Consider the following 22,368-nt stretch of genomic DNA (forward strand, 5'->3'; position numbering starts at 1 on the left):
CTCTAGATCTCCATCCCGAAGTGCTCGCTGAAGCGGACGTCGCCCTCGACCATGTCGTGCATGTCCGGGACGTTGTTGCGGAACATCAGGGTCCGCTCGATGCCCATGCCGAACGCGAAGCCGGAGTAGCGCTCGGGGTCGATGCCCGCGGCCCGCAGGACGTTGGGGTGCATCATCCCGCAGCCGCCCCACTCGATCCAGCGGGGCCCGCCCTTGGCCGTGGGGTGCCACACGTCCAGCTCCGCGGACGGCTCCGTGAACGGGAAGTAGTTGGGGCGCAGCCGGATGGCGGCCTCGGGGCCGAACATGGTGCGCGCGAAGTGCGTGAGCGTGCCCTTGAGGTCCGCCATGGACAGCCCCTCGTCCACCGCGATGCCCTCCACCTGGTGGAACACGGGGGTGTGCGTGGCGTCCAGCTCATCCGTGCGGTAAGTCTTGCCGGGGCACACCACGTACACGGGAAGCTCCCGCTCCAGCAGAGAGCGCATCTGCACAGGCGAGGTGTGGGTGCGCAGGACCAGGTGCGAGGACGGCGGGTCCACGAAGAACGTGTCCTGCAGCTGCCGCGCGGGGTGGTCCGGCTGGAAGTTCAGGGCGTCGAAGTTGAACCACTCGTGCTCGAGCTCCGGGCCCTCGGCGACCTCCCAGCCCATGCCCACGAAGATGTCCCCGATGTGCTCCATGAGGGTGTTCAGCGGTTGCCGCCCGCCCAGCCGACGACGCCGCGTGGCCGCGGTGACGTCCACGGCCTCCTCCACCAGGATCCGGGCGTCCCGCTCTGCCTCGAGCTCGGCGGTGCGCGCGGCCAGGGCCTTGTTCACGCGGCCGCGGGCCTGCCCCACGAGCTTGCCCGCGACGGCCTTCTCGGCCTTGTCCAGGCCGCCGATGGCACGGTTGGCAAGGGCCAGCGGGGACTTCTCCCCGGTGTGCGCCAGGCGCACGCCTTTCAGCTCCGCGAGGTCGGCGGCCGCGCCGATCTCCTCCAGGGCCGTCTCGACGGCGGCGGTGACGCCCGCCTCGTCGGTGGGGTCCACCGCGGTCGGTGTGCTCTCGGACATGGTTTCTCGCGTTCCTGCTCGCGGACGGGGTCTCACGCAGCGCCCCGCGTGCTGCGGCGCGGTGGCGTGTGGGCCCGTGGCCGGGGGCCGGACGGGCAGAGCCAGTCTAGTGGATGGCGGTGCGACCGCCGTCGCCGCCGTTCTCGACGGGGCCGCCCGTGGGGCGCCACTCGTCCGGGCAGGACGCGGTCAGGGCGTGCGCAGCGCCTCCAGCAGCGCCGCCACGATGGGCAGGTCCGCGGGGATCCACGGCAGCCCCAGCACGGCGGCCGGTTCCCGCAGCTGCAACCAGCGCACGGCGAGGTGGTCCGCCCCGGAGGCGACGGAGCGTTCGAGGCGCGCGGGAGCGTCGTCGGGGTCCACGGCCACGGCGGTGAACACGCGCATCACCGCGGAGTCCGAGAGCGGCCAGCCCTCGGGGTCGGGTGGGGTGACCTCCCGCAGCACGTCCACCGCGATGCCCAGCTCCTCCCGGCACTCGCGGCGCAGCGCGTCCCGCGGGGACTCCCCCGCCTCCTGCTTGCCGCCGGGGAACTCCCACAGCCCGCGCAGCGCGGGCGGGTAGGCACGCTGGGCCGCGAGCACCCGCGTGGGGGCCGTGACCGCGTCCAGCAGGGCGGCACCCACCACGCGCGTGGGCCCGGCAGCCGTCACGCCGTGGCCCCGTTCGCGGGGACGACGCCGCCCGCGGACTCCCGCGCCGCGGTGGTCTCCCCCGCCCGGCGCCGCTGGGCGCGCGCGGAGGCGTAGAGGCACACGGTGGCGGCGGTGCCCACGTTGAGGGACTCGGCGCGCCCGTGCAGGGGCACAGCCACGGCCAGGTCCGCGAGAGCCCGCTCGTCGTCGCTGAGCCCCTGCGCCTCGTTGCCGAACAGCCAGGCCGTGGGGTCCTCCAGCCGGGGCGGGCGGGCGGCGACCGCGAAGCCCTCCCCTGGATCGGCCCGTGGAGCCGCGCCCCCGGACGGCGGCAGGTCCGCCCAGCGCAGCAGGGCGGCGTCGGCGAGCTCGTCCACGGACACCTCGGCGCGACCGTCCGCGGCGAGCAGCCTGAGCCCCCGGTCCCGCGCGGAGGCGGCGAGGTCGGGCAGGTCCACTCCCGTGAGCACGGGCAGGTGGAACAGGGAGCCCGCGGTGGAGCGCACGGCCTTGGGGTTGAAGGGGTCCACGCTGCCGCTGGTGAGCACCACGGCGCCCGCACCGGCGGCGTCCGCCGCGCGGATCACGGTGCCCGCGTTTCCTGGGTCCTGCACCCGGACCAGCACGCAGAGCAGGTCCGTGGCGGTCAGCGCGGTGACGTCCGTGTCCGGCACCCGGCACACCGCGAGCATCCCCTGAGGCGAGACCGCGTCCGTCATGGCACCCAGGACCTCGGGTGTCACGGCGCGCAGGAACACCCCGCCGCGCCCGTCCAGGGTCTCGAGGTCCGCGGCGATCTCCGGGTGGCGCTCGAGCGCCTGGCGCGTCACGTAGACGGCGTCCAGGGCGGGCAGCGCCGGGTCCCCGTGGGGGTCGAGGGCGCAGCGCACGGCCTCCCGCACGTTCTGCGGACCCTCCGCGCGGAACAGACCGCGCTTGGAACGCGTCGAGCGCCCGGTCAACGCGGCCACGTCCCGCACCCGATCAGCTCGGGGGTTGGACAGCAGCCGGTCTTCCAGGCGCTCGACGAACGTCACGGCAGCGCTCAGGCGGCGGTGCGCGGCGCGGAGGTGTCCTCCGGCAGGGCGTCCTTGGCCACCTGGACCAGGGCCGCGAAGGCGTGCTCGTCGCTCACGGCCAGCTCGGCCAGCATGCGACGGTCCACCTCGACCTCAGCGGCCTTCAGGCCCTGGATGAAGCGGTTGTAGGTCAGGCCGTTCGCACGGGACGCGGCGTTGATGCGCTGGATCCACAGCCGACGGAAGTCACCCTTCTTCTTCCGGCGGTCGTTGTAGGAGTAGGTGTACGAGTGGAGCATCTGCTCCTTGGCCTTGCGGTACAGGCGCGAACGCTGCCCGCGGTAACCCGACGCCTTCTCCAGGACTTCCCGACGCTTCTTGTGGGCGTTGACTGCCCGCTTCACACGTGCCACGTGTGTACTCCTAACGATCTGGTCCCGGTGCGTCCCGGGACATGTCTACCCGCCGCTGACGAGCGGCGAACTGCTGAGTGGACGGCGAGAAGGGCTTACTTGCCCAGCATCCGCTTGATGGCCTTGGCCTCACCCGGGGTGGCGACGATCTGGTCGCCCGCGAGCCGGCGGGTCAGGCGGGAGGACTTGTGCTCCAGGTAGTGGCGGCGGTTCGCCTGCTGGCGCTTGACCTTGCCCGAGCCGGTGAGCTTGAAGCGCTTCTTGGCTCCGCTGTGGGTCTTCATCTTCGGCATGGTGGCCGTCTCCTTCTACGTCAACCGGTGGGGCACACCGGTGGGTCGCGGCACTCGGCCGCGACCACGCTGGTACCGGGCGATTGCACGCCCGGCGCTGTCAGTTCTGGTGCCGCGCTACTTCTTCGCCGGACCGGGCTTGGGAGCCCCGGGCTTGGGCGCCGAAGGCTTCGCGGCGGCCGGCTTGGGCGCGGGCTTGCTCGCAGCGGGCGTGGCCTCGGCCGGGGTCTCCGCCGGAGCCGCCTCAGGTGCGGTCTCGGCCACCTCGGCCTCGGGCGCGGTCTGCTCCGTAGCGGGGGTCTCGACCTGCGCGGTCTCACTGGCCGGCGCCACCGTGGCGGTGACCTCGTCCTCGGCGGCCAGCGGAGCGCTCTCCACGGGTGCCTCGGGAGCGGGGGTCTCGGCCTCGGGCGCGGACGCCGCACGGCGCAGCTCCTCGGGGAATGCATCCCCGATGGACTGGTTCACGGCCTCCGGCTCGGAGGTGTTCACCCGCTGCCTGCGCTCGTTGTCCGCCTGGGACTTCTCACGCTGCGCCTGCTTGCGGGCCTCCGCGCGGGCCTCGGCCTTGTTCTTCAGGGGGCCGATCACCATGACCATGTTGCGCCCGTCCACGCGGGGCTTGGTCTCCACGGCGCCCACCTCGGCGACGTCGTTCGCGAGCCGCTCGAGCAGACGCACACCCATCTCGGGGCGCTGCTGCTCGCGACCGCGGAACTGGATCATGGCCTTGACCTTGTCCCCCGCGCCGAGGAAGCGCTTGGCGTGGCCCACCTTGGTCTCGTAGTCGTGCGTGTCGATCTTCAGGCGGAAGCGCACTTCCTTGAGCACGGTGTTGGCCTGGTTCTTGCGGGACTCGCGGGCCTTGACGGCGGCCTCGTACTTGTACTTGCCGAAGTCCATGAGCTTGGCCACCGGGGGCTTGGCATTGGGAGCGACCTCGACCAGATCGAGATCCGATTCACGGGCCAGCCGCAGCGCGTCCTGAACGCGCACGATGCCGACCTGCTCGCCGCCAGGTCCGACCAGACGGACTTCCGGGACGCGGATTCTGTCATTGATGCGTGGCTCGCTAATGCCGATCTCCTGGTGTTCGTGGGTTTCCCCGTGCTGAGGTCCTGTCCCGCAACGAAAAAACCTCCGCTGCGGCACGCGCGAGCGGAGGTGGAAACCACACCAGGACCGACAGAACTGCACACACCGTTGCCGGTGGTGCGACCCTTCGGTCACGAGACCCGGACATCCGATTCCCGGACATCACGTTCCGGGCCGATGGCGGGTGGGAGTCGCCTCCGCTTGCACATTGCCATCCATGCTACCCCACGGTGGACCGCGGGCGCCAGCCACCCCTGAGGGTTCCCCGTCCGCCGCCTGTTCTACAGTGGAGCCATGTGCGATCAGCCGCGCCCCGAGCGCTTCGAATTCACCGCCTCCCAGCCCGCGGACGACGCCGCGGCGCGCGCCGCCGTCGAGCCCGGCGACCTGCCCCAGGAGACCGTCGAGCAGGTCACCGCGCAGATGCGGGACATCGCCGAGGTCCCCGCCGTGGAGGTCATCACCACCGCCGCGGTCCACCTCATGAGCGCGGCCGCCGTGAAGTGCGGCCTCGCCGCGGGAGAGGACGCCGAGGAGCTCAAGGATCTGGACGAGGCCCGGAAGCTCATCATCGCCCTGGCCGGATTCGTCACGGCCGCGGCGCCGGAGATCGGCTCCCAGCACGCCGGACCCCTGCGCGACGGCCTGAAGTCGCTGCAGCTCGCATTCCGCGAGGCCTCCGCGTTCCCCGACGCCCCGGGTGCGGGCCCCGGGGAGAAGTTCACGGGCCCCGTCTACGGCTGAGTCCGACTCACCTGCCCATGGGCAAATTCCGCGCCGGGCGACGGGTTCCAGCCTCAGGAGGTGAGCCGCACCTGAACGGAGTCCACGTTCTCGGCCACGACCTCCTGTGCGGCCAGCCGCTCCTGGAATGCCTGCACGGCGGCGGCCACGGCTTCCCGGGAAAGACCCGAGCGCAGCTGCAGTGACACCGTCAGCTCTGGCCCTTCGGCGCCGCCGCGGAGCACACCGCCGTCCCGCCGGACGGCGTCCAGCCCCTCCCCCGGGCCGGTGAGGGCCGACACCACGCCGGGCGCCCCCAGGGCAGCCCGGGTGACGGCGTCGTCCACCGCGAAGTCACGGTAGGACGGTGTCCAGGCGCGCCCCTGGGCCACGGCCCACAGGGCGGGGCGCCGGAGCACGAACGCCGGGTCCGAGCCCGGATCCACCACCAGCAGCGCGGAACCGTCCTGGACCGCGGACAGCGCCGCTCGCCGGATGTCCGCGGCCACCGGACGCGCCTCGGGGTTCCAGGTGCGCAACGCCTCCGTGGAGGTGAACACCGGCAGGGCCTTGCGGCCGTCGGATGCCTGCAGCCCCACCAGGGCCATGTCCGCCTCCTTGTCCGCGACCAGTCCCCCCTCGGTGATGTGCGAGCGGGACACCTGCGCCACGATCGGCACGAACACGCGGACCCCCACGAGCGCCGCCACCACCTCCTGCTCCCCTGCTTGCGCCGCTCGCCACGCGGTCAGCGCCGAGTCCAGATCGGGATCCGCGTGCCCGGGGTCGTCCGGGAACTGGTGGGTCTGGCTCGTGCCCTCCCCCAGGTTCCGGCCCGCCCACGCCTGGCCACCGGTGTCCTCGGTGCCGCCGGCGGAGCGCAGCTGGGCGGCGATGTGCGCCGGGAGCGGGCGGGCGGCGTCGTCCTCAGGCACTCGGGCGCCCGGCGACGTCGAGGGCCTCGGTCAGGGTGAACCTGCCCGCGTACAGGGCCTTGCCCACGATCGCGCCCTCCACCCCGGACGGAACCAGCGCGCGCAGCGCCTCGATGTCCTGCAGGGACGAGATGCCGCCGGAGGCCACCACGGGCTTCTCGGTGCGCCGGGCCACCTCCGCGAGCAGCTCGGTGTTGGGTCCGCGCAGCGTGCCGTCCTTGGTGACGTCCGTGACCACGTACCGCGCGCAGCCGTCGGCCTCCAGGCGCGCCAGCACGTCCCACAGGTCGCCGCCGTCACGGGTCCAGCCGCGCGCGGCGAGCGTGGTGCCGCGGACGTCGAGACCCACCGCGATCAGGTCACCGTGCTCGGCGATCACGCGGTGGGTCCACTCGGGGTTCTCCAGCGCGGCGGTCCCGAGGTTGATCCGCGCCGGGTTCAGGGACAGCACCCGCTCCAGGGATTCGTCGTCCCGGATCCCCCCGGACATCTCGATCTTCAGGTCCAGGTTCCGGGTGACGCCGCGCAGCACGTCGATGTTGTCCCCGCGCCCGAACGCGGCATCCAGGTCCACGAGGTGCAGCCACTCGGCCCCCGCCTCCTGCCAGGCGCGCGCAGCCTCGAGCGGATCGCCGTAGCCGGTCTCCGAACCGGCCTCGCCCTGCACCAGGCGCACGGCCTGTCCGTCCTGCACGTCGACGGCGGGCAGCAGCTCCAGCCGACGGTCGGTGGTCTCGTTCATGTCTCTCCTCGTGTGGGCGCCGGAGGCGCCGGGGTGGTCGGGCGGGGTGGGGTGGTTCACACGCTGGTGAACCACGAGTAGGCGCCGTAGAGGATCAGCGCCGCGCTCACGAGCCCGAGCAGGAGCACGGACCACCGTGGTTTGTGCTGCTGCGCGAACGAGATGGCCCCGCCCGCGAAGAAGGCTCCGGCCACGAGGACCAGGACGGACGCGGTCATGCCCCTCCCTCCCCCGGGGCCGCGGCGGCGGACGTGGCCAGGCGGCCGGTGCGCGGCAGCGTGGCAATCCAGTTGCGCAGCAGGGCGATCCCGGCGTGCGAGGACTTCTCCGGGTGGAACTGCGTGGCCGTGAGCGGCCCGTTCTCCACGGCCGCGACGAACGGAGCACCGTGCTCCGCCCAGGTCACGGCGGGCGGGGACATCTGCGGGATGCTCTGGTCGAAGGCCCAGTCCTGGACACCGTAGGAGTGCACGAAGTAGAACCTCTCGTCCTCGATCCCGCGGAACAGGCTGGAACCCTCGGGCGGGCGCACCGTGTTCCAGCCCATGTGCGGCACCACGGGGGCCGCCAGGCGCTCCACGGTGCCGGGCCACTGGCCGAGCCCCTCGGACTCGTGCCCGTGCTCCACGCCGCGCTCGAACATGACCTGCAGTCCCACGCAGATGCCGAGCACCGGCCGGTTGCCGCTGATGCGGCGGTCGATCAGCCGGGGCGCATCCACCGCGCGCAGACCGTCCATGACGGCTTCGAAGGCTCCCACGCCAGGCACCACCAGACCGTCCGCGTCCAGCACCTCCCGGGGATCCGCACTCAGTCGCACCCGGGCCCCCGCTTCCTCCAGGGCGCGCACGGCGGAGCGCACGTTGCCGGCGCCGTAGTCCAGCACCACCACCTGGGCCGCGTCCGACGCCGCCGCCTCCCCGGGCCTCACAGGGCACCCTTGGTGGAGGGGATGGCGTCCGCCGCGCGGGGGTCACGTTCCACTGCCTCGCGCAGGGCCCGTGCCAGGGCCTTGAACTGCGCTTCCACGATGTGGTGCGGGTCCCTGCCGCGGATCAGCTCCACGTGCAGGCACAGGTCCGCGTGGTGCGCCAGGGACTCGAGGACGTGCCGGGTCATGGAGCCCGTGAAGTGGCCGCCGATCAGGTGGTACTGCTGCCCCTCGGGCTCGCCCGTGTGCACCACGTAGGGCCGCCCGGAGACGTCCACCACGGCGGAGGCGAGCGACTCGTCCAGCGGAACCGTGGCCTGGCCGAACCTGCGGATGCCGCGCTTGTCCCCCAGCGCCGCCTTGAGCGCCTCCCCGAGGACGATCGCGGTGTCCTCCACCGTGTGGTGGACGTCGATGTCCGTGTCGCCGCTGGCCTCGACCTGGAGGTCGATCAGCGAGTGCTTGGACAGTGCGGTCAGCATGTGGTCGTAGAAGGGAACCGTGGTGCGGATGCTGGAGGTCCCGGTGCCGTCCAGGTCCAGGTGCACCCGGACCGTGGACTCGCTCGTGGTGCGCTCCACCGTGGCGGTGCGTGGTGTCTGGAAGGCACTCATGTGTGCTGGCAACTCCTCGTCTCGCGTGGCCGCCCGCGGCTCGGTGGCCCTGCTCAGTCTAGGACGGGCCCGCGCGCCGCTGACGCTCCCGGGCTCGGGGCGGAGGAATCAGCTCCGGCCCAGGTACGCGCGGACCGCGTCGAGGAACGCGGTGGTCTCCGCGTCTGTCCCTGCGGTCACCCGCAGGTGCCCGGGGATGCCCACGTCCCGGACCAGGACCCCGCGCTCCAGCAGCCCCTCCCACATGGCGTGGGCGTCCGTGCCGCACGCGAAGAAGACGAAGTTGGAGTCCGAGGCGGCCGGGGTCAGGCCCAACCCGTCCAGCTCGCGCACGATGCGGTCACGCTGCTCCTTGACGTCCGCCACGGTGGCCAGGAGGGTCCCGTGGTGCCCGAGGGCCGCAAGCGCGGTGGCCTGGGTGACGGTGGAGAGGTGGTAGGGCAGCCGCACCAGCCGCATCGCGTCCGCCACGTGGGGCGCGGCGGCGAAGTATCCCAGCCGCGCACCGGCCAGCGCGAAGGCCTTGCTCATGGTGCGGGAGACGATGAGCCGGGGGCGCCCCGGCAGCAGGGTCAGCGCCGAGGGGGTCCCCTCTCGGGCGAACTCGGCGTAGGCCTCGTCCACGACCACCACGGTGTCGTGGGCCTCTCCCGCCCGGTACACGGCCTCGACCACGTCCAGCCCCAGAGCGGTCCCGGTGGGGTTGTTGGGAGAGCACAGGAACACGACGTCCGGAGCGTGCTCGGTGACCTGGCGGGCCGCCGCCTGCGCGGTGAGCGAGAAGTCCGCCTCCCTCTGCCCGGCGATGAACTCCGTACCGGTTCCCAGGGCGAGCAGCGGGTACATGGAGTAGGTGGGGACAAAGCTCAGCAGGGAGCGCCCGGGGCCGCCGAATGCCTGCAGGATCTGCTGGAGGATCTCGTTGGAGCCGTTGGCGGCCCAGATGTTCTCGGGGGCCAGTCCGTGCCCGAGGTACCCGGCCAGTGCCGTGCGCAGCTGCGTGAAGTCGCGGTCCGGATACCTGTTGAGCGAGGCGGCCACACGGTGGACGCGCTGCGTGATGGCCTCGACCACGTCGGCGGGCACCGGATGGGTGTTCTCGTTGGTGTTCAGCGCCACCTCCACCTCGAGCTGGGGCGCGCCGTAGGGTGACATGCCCCGGAGGTCGTCACGCAGCGGGAGGGAGGCGAGGGGTTCGGCGGGTGAATTCACCGGTCCAGTCTAGCGGGCGGGCACCTCGAGGACCTGGCCCGCGCGCAGTCCCGGGGAGGTGAGCCCGTTGAGCTCCGCGATGTCCCCCATGACCTCCCGGGTGTCGCGCTCGGGGTCCGCGGCGAGGGCCACGTCCCACAGACCCTGGCCGGCCTGCACGGTGACGCTTTGGGTGACGGGTTCGGGGACGGAGTCGGTGGAGGCCTTGACGGTGGCGGGGAGGAGGAAGACGGCGGCGACCACGAGCAGTGCGGCGGCCCCGGTGACGAACGGCAGGCCCACCAGGACCAGCCGACCCCGGCGCGTGAGGCGCATCCGGCGCGGTGCCGCCGTCCGCCCGGTTGCTGCCCGGACTGGCGCTGCCGTGGTGGGCCCGGAGGCCGCCGCGCGGGGCAGGACGCTCGCGGCGCGACCGCTCACGGAGCGGACCCCGCGGCGCAGCGCCGGGGCGACGGTGCGGACGGACCTCGGCATGATGAGTGCGGTCATGGCTGCCTCCTGGTGGTCTGACGGGGAGCCGCCCACGGGGCGGCGGTGTTCGAAAAGTGCCCCATTCCTAGAACACACGTTCGAACGACTGCCGTCATTTCTAGCACGGATGTACGAAGGGTGTCGAGAGCTGTTTCGAACACATATTTGAACGCGTGCGTACCCACGGGTTAAGCTCGAGGTCACACAGGTGATTAGTCGACCCCATGTCTCCGACACGCATAAGCGGACCCCGGTCCGCGGCCCGACCCCCGGGCCCGCGCTGTGCGGCACGGCGAAAGGACCCCGCACGTGAGCACCACTTCCCCGCAGCACACGCCCGCCCCTCGCGCCCGTCCCCTCACCGCCCGCCAGGCGAAGATCCTCGGCGCGGTGCAGCGCTCCATCGTCACGCGCGGCTACCCGCCCTCGATGCGCGAGATCGGGGACATCGTGGGCCTCGCCTCGCTCTCCAGCGTGACCCACCAGCTGGGCCAGCTCGAGAAGTGGGGGTACCTGCGCAGGGACCCTCGTCGGCCGCGGGCCATGGAGGTGCTGCGTCCCCTGAGCGCCGAAGAGCTGGACCGGCACCTGGGACCCGCCGCCGATGCGGAGGAGACCACCCCGCCGTTCGTCCACACCATGGGCGACCTCCCGGCCGCCGGGGACGACGCCGCCATGGTTCCCGTGCCGCTCGTGGGCCGCATCGCGGCCGGCGGTCCGATCACCGCGGAGCAGTCGGTGGAGGAGGTCTACTCCCTGCCGCGCCAGTTCGTGGGCCACGGCCAGCTCTTCATGCTGCGGGTCTCGGGAGACTCCATGATCGACGCCGCCATCTGCGATGGTGACTGGGTGGTGGTGCGCCAGCAGAACTCCGCCGAGAACGGGGACGTGGTCGCCGCACTCCTGGACGACGAGGCCACCGTGAAGACCTTCCGTCAGCGCGACGGCCACACATGGCTCCTGCCCCAGAACACGCGCTACGAGCCGATCCTGGGGGACCACGCCACGGTGATGGGCAAGGTCGTCTCCGTGTTCCGCTCCCTCTGAGGCAGCGGCTGCCCGCGTGACCGGGCCGCCCGGAGCTTGCCCGGGTTCCGGGGCCCCGGGGCCTCCGGGTCTCCGGTCCGGCTCAGCCGCGACTGAGCCGCGAGAGCGCCCCGAGCACCGTGTCCCGGTCCGTGGTGGGCCACAGCGGTGGCAGGGAACGGGCCAGGAAGGAGCCGTAGCGGGCCGTGGCCAGGCGCGAGTCCAGGACCGCGACCACCCCGCGGTCACCGCTCGCGCGGATGAGCCGCCCGGCCCCCTGCGCCAGCCGCACCGCCGCGTGGGACGCGGAGACCGACATGAACCCGTTTCCCCCCGCGCGCTCGGCGGCCCGGGTGCGAGCCGTGCCGAGGGGATCGTCGGGGCGGGGGAACGGGATGCGGTCCATGACCACCAGCCGGCACGACTGACCGGGCACGTCGACGCCCTGCCACAGGCTCATGGTGCCGAACAAACTCGCTGCGGGGTCGTCCGTGAATTCCTTCACCAGTGACGGCAGGGAGGCGTCTCCCTGGCACAGGATGGGCAGCTCGGTGCGCTCTCGCAGCGTCTCCGCGGCTTCCTCGGCCGCCCGGCGGGACGAGAACAGTCCGAGAGCTCCCCCTCCCGAGGCCTCGAGCAGGGCGAGCAGCTCGTCCAGCTGCTCCGGGGACACGCCCCGGCCGGGTTTGCTGAGGTGCTTGGCCACGTAGAGGATGCCCTGCCTGCGGTAGTCGAAGGGGCTGCCCACGTCCACACCGCGCCAGGGTGGCGCTCCCGGGCCCTGCAGTCCCAGCGACCCCGCCACACTCGTGAACGACGAGCCCACGGCGAGGGTGGCCGAGGTCAGCACCACGGTGCGCCCGTCGAACAGGCCCTCGCGCAGAGCCCCCGCCACGCTCAGCGGAGCGATGTTCAGCGAGGCCGGTTCTCCCGCGGCGGTGCCCACGTACCCCTCGGTGGGGCTCCAGCGCCCCGTGCGGGAGATCCACAGGACGTCGTGGGCGGTGTCGGCTCCGAGCATCCGCTCCGCGGTGTCCAGCAGCTCGGAGAGCCGGGAGCGGGCGGCGTGGCGGCCGGCGTCCTCGCCCTTGCTCTCCCCCTTGGTGTCGCTCAGGCCGGTGCGGGCGGCGTCCTGCACGCCGCGCACCGCGTAGACCTGCTCCTCCGTGAAGCCGCGGGGCAGCAGACCGGACTCCTCGCCGTCGAAGGCAGAGTCGAACGCCTGGGCCGCGCGCTCGAGGGCGTCGCTGGACGCGGCGGTGTGCTTGCGCACCGCGGTGCTCGCGGCGCGCACGGCGGCCGCCGACAGCGACGCCGTGACCGCGCCGGTCACGCGGTCCCGCAGCTCGTGGGCCTCGTCCACCACCACGACGTCGTGCTCGGGCAGCACCGCGAGGCCCTCGAAGGCGTTGATGGCCAGCAGGGCGTGGTTGGTGATCACCACGTCCGCCTCGCCTGCCTGTGCGCGGGCCCGCTCCGCGAAGCACTCCTCGACGAGGGGGCACTTGCGGCCCAGGCACTCCTTGGCGGTGACGGAGACCTGGCGCCAGGCCGCGTCCGAGACCCCGGGCTGGACGTCGTCCCGGTCCCCCGTGTCCGTGGTCTCCACCCACTCGCGCAGCCGCACCACCTGCTGGGCCAGGCCGCCCAGGGGACGCTCGCTCCCCGCACTGCTCCCGCCCGTGCTCCCGACGACTGGGAACAGGGCGGCGTCCTCGTCCTCGGGGTACCCGCCCTCCACCTTGTGCAGGCAGGCGTAGTTGGAACGGCCCTTGAGCAGGGCCACCGCAGGGCGCTCCTCCAGCTCGTCCTCGAGGGCGTCCAGCAGCCGGGGGACGTCCCGGCCGGTGATCTGGTTCTGCAGGGCGAGGGTGGCGGTGGCCACGACCACCGGCTTGTCCGAGCTCCGGGCGTGCAGCAGGGCGGGCACGAGGTAGGCCAGGGACTTGCCCGTGCCCGTGCCCGCCTGCACCAGCAGGTGCCGCCCGGTCTCCAGCGCCTCCGCCACCTTGGCGGCCATGAACCGCTGGCCGTCGCGGCGCTGGCCACCCAGTGCGGCCACCGCCGCGTCCAGCAGCTCCAGTGCGTCGGCCCCTCCCGGGAGCGACTCCGGGCGAACGTCCGAGACGTCCCTGCCGGTCTCGTCGATGAAGGCCGTGCTCATGCGCTGGGCTGGTCCTCCGACGACGGCGCCCCGGCCGGGTGCTCCGCGGCCGTCGCCTCCCGGGCGGGGTCACCATGGTCCGGCACGCCGCGCTCCGGTGCGTCCTGACCAGGCTCGTCCCGACCCGCGGCGGTGTCGCAGCGGTACGCCTCGAGGTCCGCCAGGAGGTCCTGGCGCACCCGGACGTGCAGCCGGGTGCCCTCCGGGGTGTGCTCGGTGCTGAGGATCTCGGCGTCCTGGGCGTGCAGCCGTGACACCACCTCGCCGTGGACGTAGGGGATCAGCAGGTCCAGCTCGTGGTCCGGGCGCGGAATGGCGGCGGAGATCAGCCGCTGCAGCTCCTCGATGCCCTCCCCCGTGCGGGCGGAGACCGCCACCGAGGGGTGCTCGTGGTTGCGCAGCCGGGCCAGCACCACGAGGTCCGCGATGTCGGCCTTGTTCAGCGCCACGATCTCCGGGATGTCGTTCGCGCCCACGTCCGTGAGGACGTCGCGGACGGCCTTGAGCTGGCCCTCGGGGTCCGGGTGGGAGGCGTCCACCACGTGCACGATCACGTCGGAGTCCGCCACCTCCTCCAGCGTGGAGCGGAACGCCTCCACGAGCTGGGTGGGCAGGGAGCGCACGAAGCCCACCGTGTCCGCCAGCGTGTAGCCGATCCCGTCCGGCGTCTGCGCCTTGCGCACCGTGGGGTCGAGGGTGGCGAACAGGGCGTTCTCCACCAGCACCCCGGCATCGGTGAGTCGGTTCAGCAGCGAGGACTTCCCGGCGTTCGTGTACCCGGCGATCGCCACGGAGGGAACGGCGTTGCGACGGCGGTTCAGCCGCTTGGTCTCGCGGGCGGGCTTCATGGCCGCGATCTCACGGCGCAGCTTGGCCATGCGCTGGCGGATGCGGCGGCGGTCCAGCTCGATCTTGGTCTCGCCGGGACCGCGGCTGCCGATGCCCTCGCCGGAGGCCGCCCGACCACCGGCCTGGCGGGACAGGGACTCGCCCCAGCCCCGCAGCCGGGGAAGCATGTACTCGAGCTGGGCGAGCTCCACCTGCGCCTTGCCCTCCTTGGACTTGGCGTGCTGGGCGAAGATGTCCAGGATCAGCCCGGTGCGGTCGATGACCTTGACCTTCACCACGTCCTCCAGGGCACGGCGCTGGGAGGGCGCGAGCTCGGCGTCCACGATCACGGTGTCCGCGCCCGTGGCCGCCACCACGTCCTTGAGCTCGAGCGCCTTGCCCGAGCCCAGGTACGTGCCCGGGTCCGGGTTCACCCGGCGCTGCAGCATGCCGTCCATGACCTCGGAGCCCGCGGTCTCGGCGAGCGCGGCGAGCTCCCGCAGGCTGTTCTCCGCGTCCGCGAGGGTCCCGCTGGAGTACAGCCCGGCGAGTACCACCCGCTCCAGGCGCAGCTGGCGGTACTCGACCTCGGTGACGTCCTCGAGTTCGGTGGACAGCCCCGCCACCCGGCGCAGGGCGTGGCGCTCCGCGAGGTCCTGCTGGTCCCCGTCGGAGGGGACGTGGGTCTCGTCCTCGGGCGCGAGCTCGCGCGCCCGGCCGAGGTGGTCGTGGCCCGCGCGCGGCACGGGGGCGGCGGGGTCCGCGGCAGGGGCGTCCGCGCGGGAACGGGCACGGGCGAGGACGCGCGAGACGACGTCCTCGAGCTCGGCGCCGGAGAGGTCCCCGGTGTGCTCCGCGTGCTCGGACGCGGGCTTCCGGTGGGAGAAAGAGTCAGTCATGGTTCCTTGATCTGCGCTGTTCATGGGACGGCCCAGTCTAGCGCCGGGCCCGGACACGCTCTCGGCGGGCACTAGCATGTGGAGCCATGGCCCTCGAACCTCCCGCGCAGCACTACTTCGTCACCGACCCCGACCTCCCGGAGCGGCCGCGCCGGATCCGTGTGACGCTGCGGGGCCGCGAGGTGGAGGTGGGCACGGCCGCGGGTGTCTTCTCCCCCGCGGACCTGGACAGGGGCACCGCGGCCCTGCTGCGCCACGTGCCGGACCCGGCGGGCACGTCCCTGCTGGACGTCGGCTGCGGCTGGGGACCACTGAGCATCGCCCTCGCGCAGGCGGCGCCGGAGGCCACGGTCACGGCCGTGGACGTCAACGAGCGCAGCCTCCGGCTGACCGCCGCCAACGCCCGGGACCTGGGCCTCTCCGGCGTCGAGACGCACCTGCCGGAGGACGTCCCGCCCGGACGCACCTTCGACACCATCTGGTCAAATCCCCCCATCCGGGTGGGCAAGAACGCCCTGCACGAGATCCTCACCACGTGGCTCCCCCGGCTCGCCCCCGGGGGCACCGCGTGGCTCGTGGTCCAGAAGAACCTCGGCGGGGACAGCCTGCAGCGGTGGCTCGCCGACACCCTCGGCCCGGACTTCACCGTGGCGCGCGCCGCCACGGACAAGGGCTTCCGGGTCATCACGGTGCGGCGGGACTGACCCGCCGCACGCGACGGACGACGGCGCCCGGTACCGTGCGGTGTCGGCCGCGGCTCAGACCAGCCGGGCCTCGGCGACCACCCGCACGGGACCCGCGAGCACCACGTGCTCGGTGCCGTCCGGAGCGGGGGCGAAGGTCACGGACAGCACCCCGCCGGGAACGCGCACGAACCAGCGGTCGGGCGAGTCCGGGCCGCCCCAGAAGCGGGTGGCCGCGGCGGCCGCGCACGCTCCGGTGCCGCACGAGAAGGTCTCCCCCACGCCGCGCTCGTGCACGCGCATCTCCAGGCGCCCCACGTCGGAGTCCTCGTGCTCCAGGGGCACCACGAACTCCACGTTCGTGCCCTGCGCGGGTGCGGGCTCCACCACCGGCGCCGTGTGCAGATCCAGACCGTCCAGCTTCTCACCCTCGGAGAGGGCCACGACGGTGTGCGGGTTGCCCATGTCGATCGACACACCCGGGCGCGGCACCGTGAGCCCCGCGGCGGTGACCACGCAGTCGGAACCGCGCTCGCGGGCCTCGTCCCCGTGGGTGAAGCTCCAGGGACCCATGTCCACGGCGTAGCCGTCCGAGGTGCGGGCCACCGTGCGCACGCCCGCCCGGGTGCCGATCCGCAGCCGGGCCCCGCGCGGCAGGGACACCAGCCCCTCGCGGACCAGGTGGTCCACGAACACGCGCACACCGTTGCCGCACATCTGGGCCACCGAGCCGTCCGCGTTGCGGTAGTCCATGAACCACTCCGCACGGGGCTCGGTGCGCAGCAGCTCACGGCCCTCGGGCACGTGCTCACTGGGCACCGCCCGGATCAGGCCGTCCCCGCCCAGGCCCATGTGGCGGTCGCAGACCGCGCGCACGGTCTCCGGGGACACGTCCCTGCCGCCGTCCGCGTCCGTGAACACCACGAAGTCGTTGCCCGTCCCGTGCGCCTTGACCACCCGCGCACCCGTCAGCTCGTGCCTGGACACCCCGTGTGCCGTCCCCTCGGTCGATTCACTCATGCGCGTCATCATACTGAGCACGCACCAGCCGCACCGCGCGGTCCACGACGGCGTCCGGTCCCGCCGCGTCCCCGGCGTGCAGCCAGTGCACCCGGGGGTCCGCACCGAACCACGTGCGCTGGCGCTTGGTGAACCGGCGCGTGGCCACGACCGTCTCCTCCCGGGCCTGCGCAAGAGTGCTGCGGCCGTCCAGCACAGCCAGCAGCTGCGGGTAGCCGAGCGCCTTGCCTGCGGTGGGGCTCTCCCGCAGTCCCACTGCCGCCAGCTCACGGACCTCGTCCAGCCACCCCCGCTCGAGCATGATGTCCACACGGTTGGCCAGGCGGTCGTTGAGCACCTCGCGATCCATGTGCAGCCCCACCTGCACCGTGGGCACCACGTAGCGCCGCCGCGGCATGAACGAGGTGAACGGCCGCCCCGTCACGTCGTGGACCTCCAGGGCCCGCACCAGGCGGCGGTCGTCCTTCACGCGGGCCGCGGACTCCGGATCCACCGCCGCGAGCTCCGCGAGCAGCTGCCCCCTGCCCCGCTCGCGCAGCTGCTCCTCCCGGGCCGCCCGCACCGCGGGATCCGTGCCGGGGAACTCGATGTCGTCCACGACCGCCCGCACGTACAGGCCGGAGCCGCCCACGAGCACGGGGACGCGACCGCGGTCCGTGATCTCGCGCACGATCCGCCGCGCCTCCCGCTGGAACGCGGCCACGGACGCCTCCTGGTGGATGTCGAGCACGTCCAGCAGGTGGTGGGGCACGCCCCCGCGCTCCTGAGGCGGCACCTTGGCGGTGCCGATGTCCAGGCCGCGGTAGAGCTGCAGGGCATCCGCGTTGACCACCTCACCGCCCAGCCGCTGCGCCAGTGCGATCCCGAGGTCCGACTTGCCGGTCCCGGTGGGCCCCACCACGGCCACGAGCGGGGGGCGCCACCGGGCGCTGATGCCGGGCACCCCCTCAGGGCTTCCGCAGCGTGGGCATTCCGAGCCCCACGGCCCCGGATGCTCCGGGGGCTCCGGCGGACGACGGCGCGCCGCACGACTCCGCCTGCGCCGCCTCCCAGGCGTCCCCGCCGCGCGAACGCCGCAGGGCGTACTCGGAGGCGTCGCGCGGGTCCGCCAGCAGGTGGTAGGCGGCGGCACCGGTCACGGGCACCGTCACCAGGTCACCCGGACGGGGCGTCTCGCACCCCTCGGGGACGCTGAAGTGGACGAGCCGCTGGTCACGGTCTCGGCCGGAGAGACGGTGGGTGCTCTCCGCCTTGCGTCCGGCCTGCGCACTGACCAGCACCTCCGCCGCGGTGCCCACCCGCTCACGGTTGAGCTTCGCGCTGATCGAGTCCTGCAGGGCCGTGAGCCGCTCGAAGCGCTCCTGCACCACCGCGGCGGGGACCTGGTCGGTCATCTCTCCCGCGGGCGTCCCCGGGCGGATCGAGTACTGGAAGGTGAAGGCCGAGGAGAACTCGGAGGCCGCGACGACGTCGAGCGTGTCCTGGAAGTCCTGCTCCGTCTCCCCGGGGAAGCCCACGATGATGTCCGTGGTGATCGCCGCGTGCGGGATGCGCTCGCGGACCCGCTCGAGGATGCCCAGGAAACGGGTGGACCGGTACGAACGGCGCATCCGCTTGAGGACGGCGTCCGAGCCCGACTGCAGGGGCATGTGCAGCTGCGGCATCACGTTGGGGGTCTCCGCCATGGCATCGATCACGTCGTCCGTGAAGGCCGCGGGGTGGGGACTCGTGAAGCGCACCCGTTCCAGGCCGTCGATGTCACCGCACGCGCGCAGGAGCTTGGCGAACGCACCCCGGTCCCCGAACTCCACGCCGTAGGAGTTCACGTTCTGACCGAGCAGGGTGACCTCCACGGCACCCGAGTCCACCAGGGCCTGCACCTCCGCCAGGATGTCCCCGGGGCGGCGATCCTTCTCCTTGCCGCGCAGCTGGGGCACGATGCAGAACGTGCAGGTGTTGTTGCAGCCCACGGAGATGGAGACCCACCCCGCGTATGCCTGCTCGCGCTTGGTGGGCAGCGCGGAGGGGAAGGTCTCGAGCGCCTCCAGAATCTCCACCTGGGCCCGCTCGTTGTGGCGGGCACGCTCCAGCAGCACGGGCAGCGAGCCGATGTTGTGGGTGCCGAAGACCACGTCCACCCAGGGGGCGCGCTCCACGATGGTGGAGCGGTCCTTCTGTGCGAGGCACCCGCCCACGGCGATCTGCATCCTGTCGTTGCGCCGCTTCACCGGCGCCAGCTGACCGAGCTGGCCGTAGAGCTTGTTGTCCGCGTTCTCCCGGACGGCGCAGGTGTTGAACACCACGAGGTCCGGGTCCCGGTCCACGGCGGGGACGTAGCCCGCACTCTCCAGCAGACCCGTGATCCGCTCGGAGTCGTGGGCGTTCATCTGGCACCCCAGGGTGCGCACTTCGTACGCGGGCGCGGTACCGGATGAGGGGACGGTCTCGAGGTCCTGGACGGCGGAGGGCATCTGGGTCATCCCCTCATGGTAGGGAGGGGGTCAAATCGTCCCGGTGCCCCGACGGAGAGCGTCCCGGGCCCAGTGGCAGAGCCGGTCACGGGGTGTCCCAGACCTCGGCACCTGCCGGGTCCGAGGAGTCGTCGTCCCCGGCTCCCAGCTGGGCGAGCTCCTCCTTCACGACGCCGAACGCGATCCCGGGCGGATACCCCTTGCGCCCCAGCATGCTCACGAGCCGGCGGGTGAGCCGGTCCTGCTCGCGGCGGTCCGTGAGGTCCACCCGGGCCGGCAGCTTCTTCCGGACGAGGGCGTGGGCGTCCCGCGTCTCGTCCTCGTCCGTTCGCTGCTCCAGGGCCTCGTCCGCGAGGGAGCCGGTGATGCCGCGCTGCGCCAGTTCGCGTCGCAGCGCCGAACGCGACAGCTTGCGGGTCTCCGCCCGGGAGCGGACGAACATCTCGGCGAAGGCGCGGTCGTCCACGAGGTTCACGTCCTCGAAGCGGTCCAGGACCTCTTCGGCGATGTCTTCCGGGATGTCGCGGTCCGCGAGCTTGTCCTCGAGCTGCCGCCGCGACTTGGCGGACGCGGCGAGCTGGCGCAGCACGATGGCCCGGGCCACCTCACGGGGATCCGTCGGGGACTCCGCCGTGGTCCCGACGTCGCCGGGGCCACCGACGGAGGACGCCGCGCCGCCCCGACGGGAGGTCGAGGCGGCGCGGCGCCGGGCACCACGAGGTGCGGAGTGCTCCATGCCGGATCAGCCCTAGAACGCGGGCAGCTCGGAATCGTCCGACTGCGGTGAGAATGCCGCGTCCGGATCGATCTCACCGGTCTGGGCGTCGAGACCCTGGGGATCCTGCGAGGCCTGGTCCGGGTCCTCGGTGATCCCGAGCTTCACCAGGATCTTGCGCTCGATCTCCTGCGCCAGCTCCGGGTTGTCCTTGAGGAAGCGCCGGGAGTTCTCCTTGCCCTGCCCCAGCTGGTCCCCCTCGTAGGTGAACCAGGCACCCGACTTCTTGACGATGCCGTGCTCCACGCCCATGTCGATGAGCCCGCCCTCGATGGAGATGCCCTGGCCGTAGAGGATGTCGAACTCGGCCTGCTTGAAGGGCGGGGCCATCTTGTTCTTCACGATCTTGGCGCGGGTGCGGTTGCCCACGGGGTTCGCGCCGTCCTTGAGGGTCTCGATGCGGCGGACGTCCACACGGACCGAGGCGTAGAACTTCAGCGCCTTGCCACCGGTGGTGGTTTCCGGGGAACCGAAGAACACGCCGATCTTCTCGCGCAGCTGGTTGATGAAGATGGCGGTGGTGTTGGTGTGGGAGAGCCGCCCGGTGATCTTGCGCAGCGCCTGCGACATCAGGCGGGCCTGCAGACCCACGTGGCTGTCGCCCATCTCCCCCTCGATCTCCGCCTTGGGCACGAGTGCGGCCACCGAGTCGATCACGATGATGTCGATGGACCCGGAGCCCACCAGCATGTCCATGATCTCCAGGGCCTGCTCACCGGTGTCCGGCTGCGAGACCAGGAGGTTGTCGGTGTCCACGCCCAGCTTCTCGGCGTAGGCGGGATCCAGCGCGTGCTCGGCGTCGATGAAGGCGGCGATCCCACCGGCCTTCTGAACGCTGGCGACGGCGTGCAGGGCCACGGTGGTCTTGCCCGAGGACTCCGGGCCGTAGATCTCCACCACGCGTCCGCGGGGGAAGCCGCCGATGCCCAGGGCCACGTCCAGCGCGATGGACCCGGTGGGGATGGTCTCGATCTTGGAGGCAGGGCGGTCGCCCAGCCGCATGACCGAGCCCTTGCCGTAGTTCTTGTCGATCTGGGAGAGCACCGTGTCGAGTGCCTTCTGACGATCGGAGCCCGCCACCTGAGAGGGCGCGGGAGCGGATGCGCCCTTGGACTTGGCTGCCATGATTCACCTCGGATCTCGGGGGCCCGGGTCACGGGCCAGTCGTTGTCGTCGCGGTCCACGGTATCCAGGGGGTCCGACACCCATAAGGGATGGCCCGACCTGTGGAGTGCGCGTGACGCCCTTCGAATATACCTTCGAACCGGCCCCGGCGCATCCGGCTCGTGCACCCGGCCCGGAGCACCCCTGAACAGGGTGGGAACGGCCCGGGGAGCTCGGGCGTCGGAGGGTGCCCCTCAGGGGCGCGGCGGCTGGTCCGGCCCCCACCACCGCGACTCCGGGACCTCCTGGGCGCGGCACACGGCGAACCACACGGCCCTGGGGTCCACCCCCGCCTCGAGTGCCTCCAGGGCAGTGCGGTCACCGACCTCGGTGAGCACGAGATCCCCGGCCAGCACCCGGCAGTAGCCGGTTCCGAACTCGTGGGCCATCAGCTCCCAGAACGCGCTGACTCGCATGGGCATCGTCTCCTCGGGGCACGGAAGGTGGGCGGTGGTTCGGGCCTCTTGCGGGGTGCGGCACGGAACCAGGGACACGCAAGCAGGAGCGCGGCAGCAACGGCACCGCACGGCGTGAGCCGCACAGTGGCATGGACTGCCACGGTCGGCACGGCGCACCGCAGCCGTGCAGTGCGACCGAGCCGGGCAGTGCTACGGACCCGCCCAGAGGACGGGTCCGCTCGTGGGGTGCCAGGGGCACGTGCGGTGGACTGCTGGTCCACCACCCGGCAGGCCCTGGTGTGAGCCCGCCGGCCAGCCCCAGGATTCGGCTCAGGCGCTCAGCGCGCCCCGGCGGAGGTGCCGCCTCGCAGCTGACGCACCTCGCGGGTGAACTCCTCGGTCAGCTCGGAGGGAACGGTGTCGGGGATGAAGTTGCCCTCCGCGTACGCGAGCCGGTCCGCGACCTCGCGCAGCATCTGGGACATGGGGACCTCCAGGGCGGCGCAGATGGACGCCAGCAGCTCGCTGGACGCCTCCTTCTGGCCCCGCTCCACCTCGCTCAGGTAGCCCAGGGAGACACGCGCGCTGTGGGAGACCTCCCGCAGGGTGCGTCCCTGGCGCTGCCGGACGCTGCGCAGCACCTCCCCGATCTCCTGGCGCAGGACGCCCACCTTGGGTTCGTGGGTCTCCGCGGTGACGTCATCTGCCATACCCACGTCCTTCCAACGGACGACACCATTGACGGACACGGGTTGCTTCGTCATGTGAATTGCCTACTCCTCGTATCAACGAACGGGG

25 protein-coding genes are annotated in these 22,368 nt (G+C 72.4%); 3 read left to right on the plus strand and 22 right to left on the minus strand.

Annotated features, from left to right (window positions below; genetic code table 11):
• Positions 1–2: 2 nt before the first annotated feature.
• From pheS to infC, 6 genes are all read right to left on the minus strand, one after another.
• Entirely contained in the window at positions 3–1,058 is a 1,056-nt protein-coding gene (pheS, locus tag Q4A22_RS08305; protein WP_303178484.1) for a phenylalanine--tRNA ligase subunit alpha, read from the minus strand.
• 189 nt (positions 1,059–1,247) lie between these two features.
• Positions 1,248–1,712: a (deoxy)nucleoside triphosphate pyrophosphohydrolase gene (locus Q4A22_RS08310; RefSeq protein WP_303178485.1), complete on the minus strand. Its 465-nt coding sequence runs from the start codon at positions 1,710–1,712 to the stop codon at positions 1,248–1,250.
• The gene (locus Q4A22_RS08315; RefSeq protein ID WP_303178486.1) at positions 1,709–2,731 is read right to left on the minus strand and encodes an RNA methyltransferase; all 1,023 of its coding nucleotides are present in this window, start codon (positions 2,729–2,731) and stop codon (positions 1,709–1,711) included. Before Q4A22_RS08315 ends, Q4A22_RS08310 begins: the two co-directional genes overlap by 4 nt.
• A gap of 8 nt (positions 2,732–2,739) precedes the next feature.
• The gene (rplT, locus tag Q4A22_RS08320) at positions 2,740–3,126 is read right to left on the minus strand and encodes a 50S ribosomal protein L20 (protein WP_303178487.1); all 387 of its coding nucleotides are present in this window, start codon (positions 3,124–3,126) and stop codon (positions 2,740–2,742) included.
• Between the two features lie 95 nt (positions 3,127–3,221).
• Complete coding sequence (gene rpmI / locus Q4A22_RS08325; RefSeq protein WP_303178489.1) at positions 3,222–3,419, minus strand: 50S ribosomal protein L35; 198 nt, start codon at positions 3,417–3,419, stop codon at positions 3,222–3,224.
• Positions 3,420–3,536: 117 nt separating this feature from the next.
• Entirely contained in the window at positions 3,537–4,571 is a 1,035-nt protein-coding gene (gene infC, locus Q4A22_RS08330) for a translation initiation factor IF-3 (RefSeq protein WP_303178492.1), read from the minus strand.
• Between the two features lie 237 nt (positions 4,572–4,808).
• Here infC and Q4A22_RS08335 point away from each other — a divergent pair, with 237 nt between their 5' ends.
• Entirely contained in the window at positions 4,809–5,258 is a 450-nt protein-coding gene (locus tag Q4A22_RS08335) for a DUF1844 domain-containing protein (RefSeq protein WP_303178494.1), read from the plus strand.
• A 53-nt stretch (positions 5,259–5,311) separates the two neighbouring features.
• On the opposite strand, the gene Q4A22_RS08340 is transcribed toward Q4A22_RS08335, so the two are convergent.
• The 7 genes from Q4A22_RS08340 to Q4A22_RS08370 all read right to left on the minus strand — a co-directional run bounded on the left by Q4A22_RS08340 (position 5,312) and on the right by Q4A22_RS08370 (position 10,160).
• Positions 5,312–6,172: an SseB family protein gene (locus tag Q4A22_RS08340; protein WP_303178496.1), complete on the minus strand. Its 861-nt coding sequence runs from the start codon at positions 6,170–6,172 to the stop codon at positions 5,312–5,314.
• The gene (priA, locus tag Q4A22_RS08345; protein ID WP_303178498.1) at positions 6,165–6,914 is read right to left on the minus strand and encodes a bifunctional 1-(5-phosphoribosyl)-5-((5-phosphoribosylamino)methylideneamino)imidazole-4-carboxamide isomerase/phosphoribosylanthranilate isomerase PriA; all 750 of its coding nucleotides are present in this window, start codon (positions 6,912–6,914) and stop codon (positions 6,165–6,167) included. Before priA ends, Q4A22_RS08340 begins: the two co-directional genes overlap by 8 nt.
• A gap of 56 nt (positions 6,915–6,970) precedes the next feature.
• Positions 6,971–7,132, minus strand: coding sequence for a hypothetical protein (locus tag Q4A22_RS08350; protein WP_303178500.1), 162 nt, complete (start codon positions 7,130–7,132; stop codon positions 6,971–6,973).
• Positions 7,129–7,845, minus strand: a complete 717-nt coding sequence (gene hisH, locus Q4A22_RS08355) for an imidazole glycerol phosphate synthase subunit HisH (protein ID WP_303178502.1) — start codon at positions 7,843–7,845, stop codon at positions 7,129–7,131. Before hisH ends, Q4A22_RS08350 begins: the two co-directional genes overlap by 4 nt.
• The gene (gene hisB / locus Q4A22_RS08360) at positions 7,842–8,459 is read right to left on the minus strand and encodes an imidazoleglycerol-phosphate dehydratase HisB (RefSeq protein ID WP_303178504.1); all 618 of its coding nucleotides are present in this window, start codon (positions 8,457–8,459) and stop codon (positions 7,842–7,844) included. Before hisB ends, hisH begins: the two co-directional genes overlap by 4 nt.
• Positions 8,460–8,567: 108 nt before the next feature.
• A complete protein-coding gene (locus tag Q4A22_RS08365) occupies positions 8,568–9,671 on the minus strand; it encodes a histidinol-phosphate transaminase (RefSeq protein WP_303178506.1) in 1,104 nt (367 codons plus the stop codon).
• A 9-nt stretch (positions 9,672–9,680) separates the two neighbouring features.
• Positions 9,681–10,160, minus strand: coding sequence for a LysM peptidoglycan-binding domain-containing protein (locus tag Q4A22_RS08370; RefSeq protein WP_303178509.1), 480 nt, complete (start codon positions 10,158–10,160; stop codon positions 9,681–9,683).
• A gap of 291 nt (positions 10,161–10,451) precedes the next feature.
• Here Q4A22_RS08370 and lexA point away from each other — a divergent pair, with 291 nt between their 5' ends.
• Positions 10,452–11,189 carry a transcriptional repressor LexA gene (gene lexA, locus Q4A22_RS08375; protein WP_303178512.1) on the plus strand — a complete coding sequence of 246 codons (738 nt, stop codon included), beginning with the start codon at positions 10,452–10,454 and terminating at the stop codon, positions 11,187–11,189.
• Between the two features lie 82 nt (positions 11,190–11,271).
• On the opposite strand, the gene Q4A22_RS08380 is transcribed toward lexA, so the two are convergent.
• Complete coding sequence (locus Q4A22_RS08380) at positions 11,272–13,332, minus strand: ATP-dependent DNA helicase (RefSeq protein ID WP_303178515.1); 2,061 nt, start codon at positions 13,330–13,332, stop codon at positions 11,272–11,274.
• Complete coding sequence (hflX, locus tag Q4A22_RS08385; protein WP_303178517.1) at positions 13,329–15,059, minus strand: GTPase HflX; 1,731 nt, start codon at positions 15,057–15,059, stop codon at positions 13,329–13,331. The genes Q4A22_RS08380 and hflX overlap by 4 nt, the downstream gene beginning before the upstream one ends.
• Positions 15,060–15,145: 86 nt before the next feature.
• Between hflX and Q4A22_RS08390 the strand changes: the two genes are divergently transcribed.
• On the plus strand, positions 15,146–15,763 hold the full coding sequence (locus Q4A22_RS08390) for a class I SAM-dependent methyltransferase (protein WP_303178519.1): 618 nt from the start codon (positions 15,146–15,148) through the stop codon (positions 15,761–15,763).
• Between the two features lie 54 nt (positions 15,764–15,817).
• On the opposite strand, the gene dapF is transcribed toward Q4A22_RS08390, so the two are convergent.
• The 7 genes from dapF to Q4A22_RS08425 form a co-directional block, all read right to left on the minus strand.
• Positions 15,818–16,762: a diaminopimelate epimerase gene (dapF, locus tag Q4A22_RS08395; protein WP_303178522.1), complete on the minus strand. Its 945-nt coding sequence runs from the start codon at positions 16,760–16,762 to the stop codon at positions 15,818–15,820.
• On the minus strand, positions 16,755–17,696 hold the full coding sequence (miaA, locus tag Q4A22_RS08400) for a tRNA (adenosine(37)-N6)-dimethylallyltransferase MiaA (RefSeq protein ID WP_303178655.1): 942 nt from the start codon (positions 17,694–17,696) through the stop codon (positions 16,755–16,757). The genes dapF and miaA overlap by 8 nt, the downstream gene beginning before the upstream one ends.
• Positions 17,697–17,709: 13 nt before the next feature.
• Positions 17,710–19,233: a tRNA (N6-isopentenyl adenosine(37)-C2)-methylthiotransferase MiaB gene (gene miaB, locus Q4A22_RS08405; RefSeq protein ID WP_303178658.1), complete on the minus strand. Its 1,524-nt coding sequence runs from the start codon at positions 19,231–19,233 to the stop codon at positions 17,710–17,712.
• A gap of 85 nt (positions 19,234–19,318) precedes the next feature.
• On the minus strand, positions 19,319–19,837 hold the full coding sequence (locus Q4A22_RS08410) for a regulatory protein RecX (protein ID WP_303178524.1): 519 nt from the start codon (positions 19,835–19,837) through the stop codon (positions 19,319–19,321).
• A 144-nt stretch (positions 19,838–19,981) separates the two neighbouring features.
• The gene (gene recA, locus Q4A22_RS08415; protein WP_303178526.1) at positions 19,982–21,133 is read right to left on the minus strand and encodes a recombinase RecA; all 1,152 of its coding nucleotides are present in this window, start codon (positions 21,131–21,133) and stop codon (positions 19,982–19,984) included.
• A gap of 233 nt (positions 21,134–21,366) precedes the next feature.
• On the minus strand, positions 21,367–21,588 hold the full coding sequence (locus Q4A22_RS08420; protein WP_303178528.1) for a DUF3046 domain-containing protein: 222 nt from the start codon (positions 21,586–21,588) through the stop codon (positions 21,367–21,369).
• A 320-nt stretch (positions 21,589–21,908) separates the two neighbouring features.
• Complete coding sequence (locus Q4A22_RS08425) at positions 21,909–22,334, minus strand: helix-turn-helix domain-containing protein (RefSeq protein ID WP_303178530.1); 426 nt, start codon at positions 22,332–22,334, stop codon at positions 21,909–21,911.
• Positions 22,335–22,368 lie beyond the last annotated feature (34 nt).

Origin of the sequence: Kocuria sp., assembly GCF_030530945.1 — a bacterium.
Classification (GTDB): domain Bacteria; phylum Actinomycetota; class Actinomycetes; order Actinomycetales; family Micrococcaceae; genus Kocuria.

Excerpts from the sequence above, each read along its gene's own strand:
- Q4A22_RS08370 (WP_303178509.1), bottom strand. The coding sequence starts at position 10,160 with ATGACCGCACTCATCATGCCGAGGTCCGTCCGCACCGTCGCCCCGGCG.
- hflX (WP_303178517.1), bottom strand. The coding sequence starts at position 15,059 with ATGACTGACTCTTTCTCCCACCGGAAGCCCGCGTCCGAGCACGCGGAG.
- miaB (WP_303178658.1), bottom strand. The coding sequence starts at position 19,233 with ATGCCCTCCGCCGTCCAGGACCTCGAGACCGTCCCCTCATCCGGTACC.
- Q4A22_RS08425 (WP_303178530.1), bottom strand. The coding sequence starts at position 22,334 with ATGACGAAGCAACCCGTGTCCGTCAATGGTGTCGTCCGTTGGAAGGAC.
- Q4A22_RS08335 (WP_303178494.1), top strand. The coding sequence starts at position 4,809 with ATGTGCGATCAGCCGCGCCCCGAGCGCTTCGAATTCACCGCCTCCCAG.
- Q4A22_RS08420 (WP_303178528.1), bottom strand. The coding sequence starts at position 21,588 with ATGCGAGTCAGCGCGTTCTGGGAGCTGATGGCCCACGAGTTCGGAACC.
- dapF (WP_303178522.1), bottom strand. The coding sequence starts at position 16,762 with ATGAGTGAATCGACCGAGGGGACGGCACACGGGGTGTCCAGGCACGAG.
- hisB (WP_303178504.1), bottom strand. The coding sequence starts at position 8,459 with ATGAGTGCCTTCCAGACACCACGCACCGCCACGGTGGAGCGCACCACG.
- rpmI (WP_303178489.1), bottom strand. The coding sequence starts at position 3,419 with ATGCCGAAGATGAAGACCCACAGCGGAGCCAAGAAGCGCTTCAAGCTC.
- Q4A22_RS08380 (WP_303178515.1), bottom strand. The coding sequence starts at position 13,332 with ATGAGCACGGCCTTCATCGACGAGACCGGCAGGGACGTCTCGGACGTT.
- recA (WP_303178526.1), bottom strand. The coding sequence starts at position 21,133 with ATGGCAGCCAAGTCCAAGGGCGCATCCGCTCCCGCGCCCTCTCAGGTG.
- pheS (WP_303178484.1), bottom strand. The coding sequence starts at position 1,058 with ATGTCCGAGAGCACACCGACCGCGGTGGACCCCACCGACGAGGCGGGC.
- Q4A22_RS08350 (WP_303178500.1), bottom strand. The coding sequence starts at position 7,132 with ATGACCGCGTCCGTCCTGGTCCTCGTGGCCGGAGCCTTCTTCGCGGGC.
- Q4A22_RS08390 (WP_303178519.1), top strand. The coding sequence starts at position 15,146 with ATGGCCCTCGAACCTCCCGCGCAGCACTACTTCGTCACCGACCCCGAC.
- priA (WP_303178498.1), bottom strand. The coding sequence starts at position 6,914 with ATGAACGAGACCACCGACCGTCGGCTGGAGCTGCTGCCCGCCGTCGAC.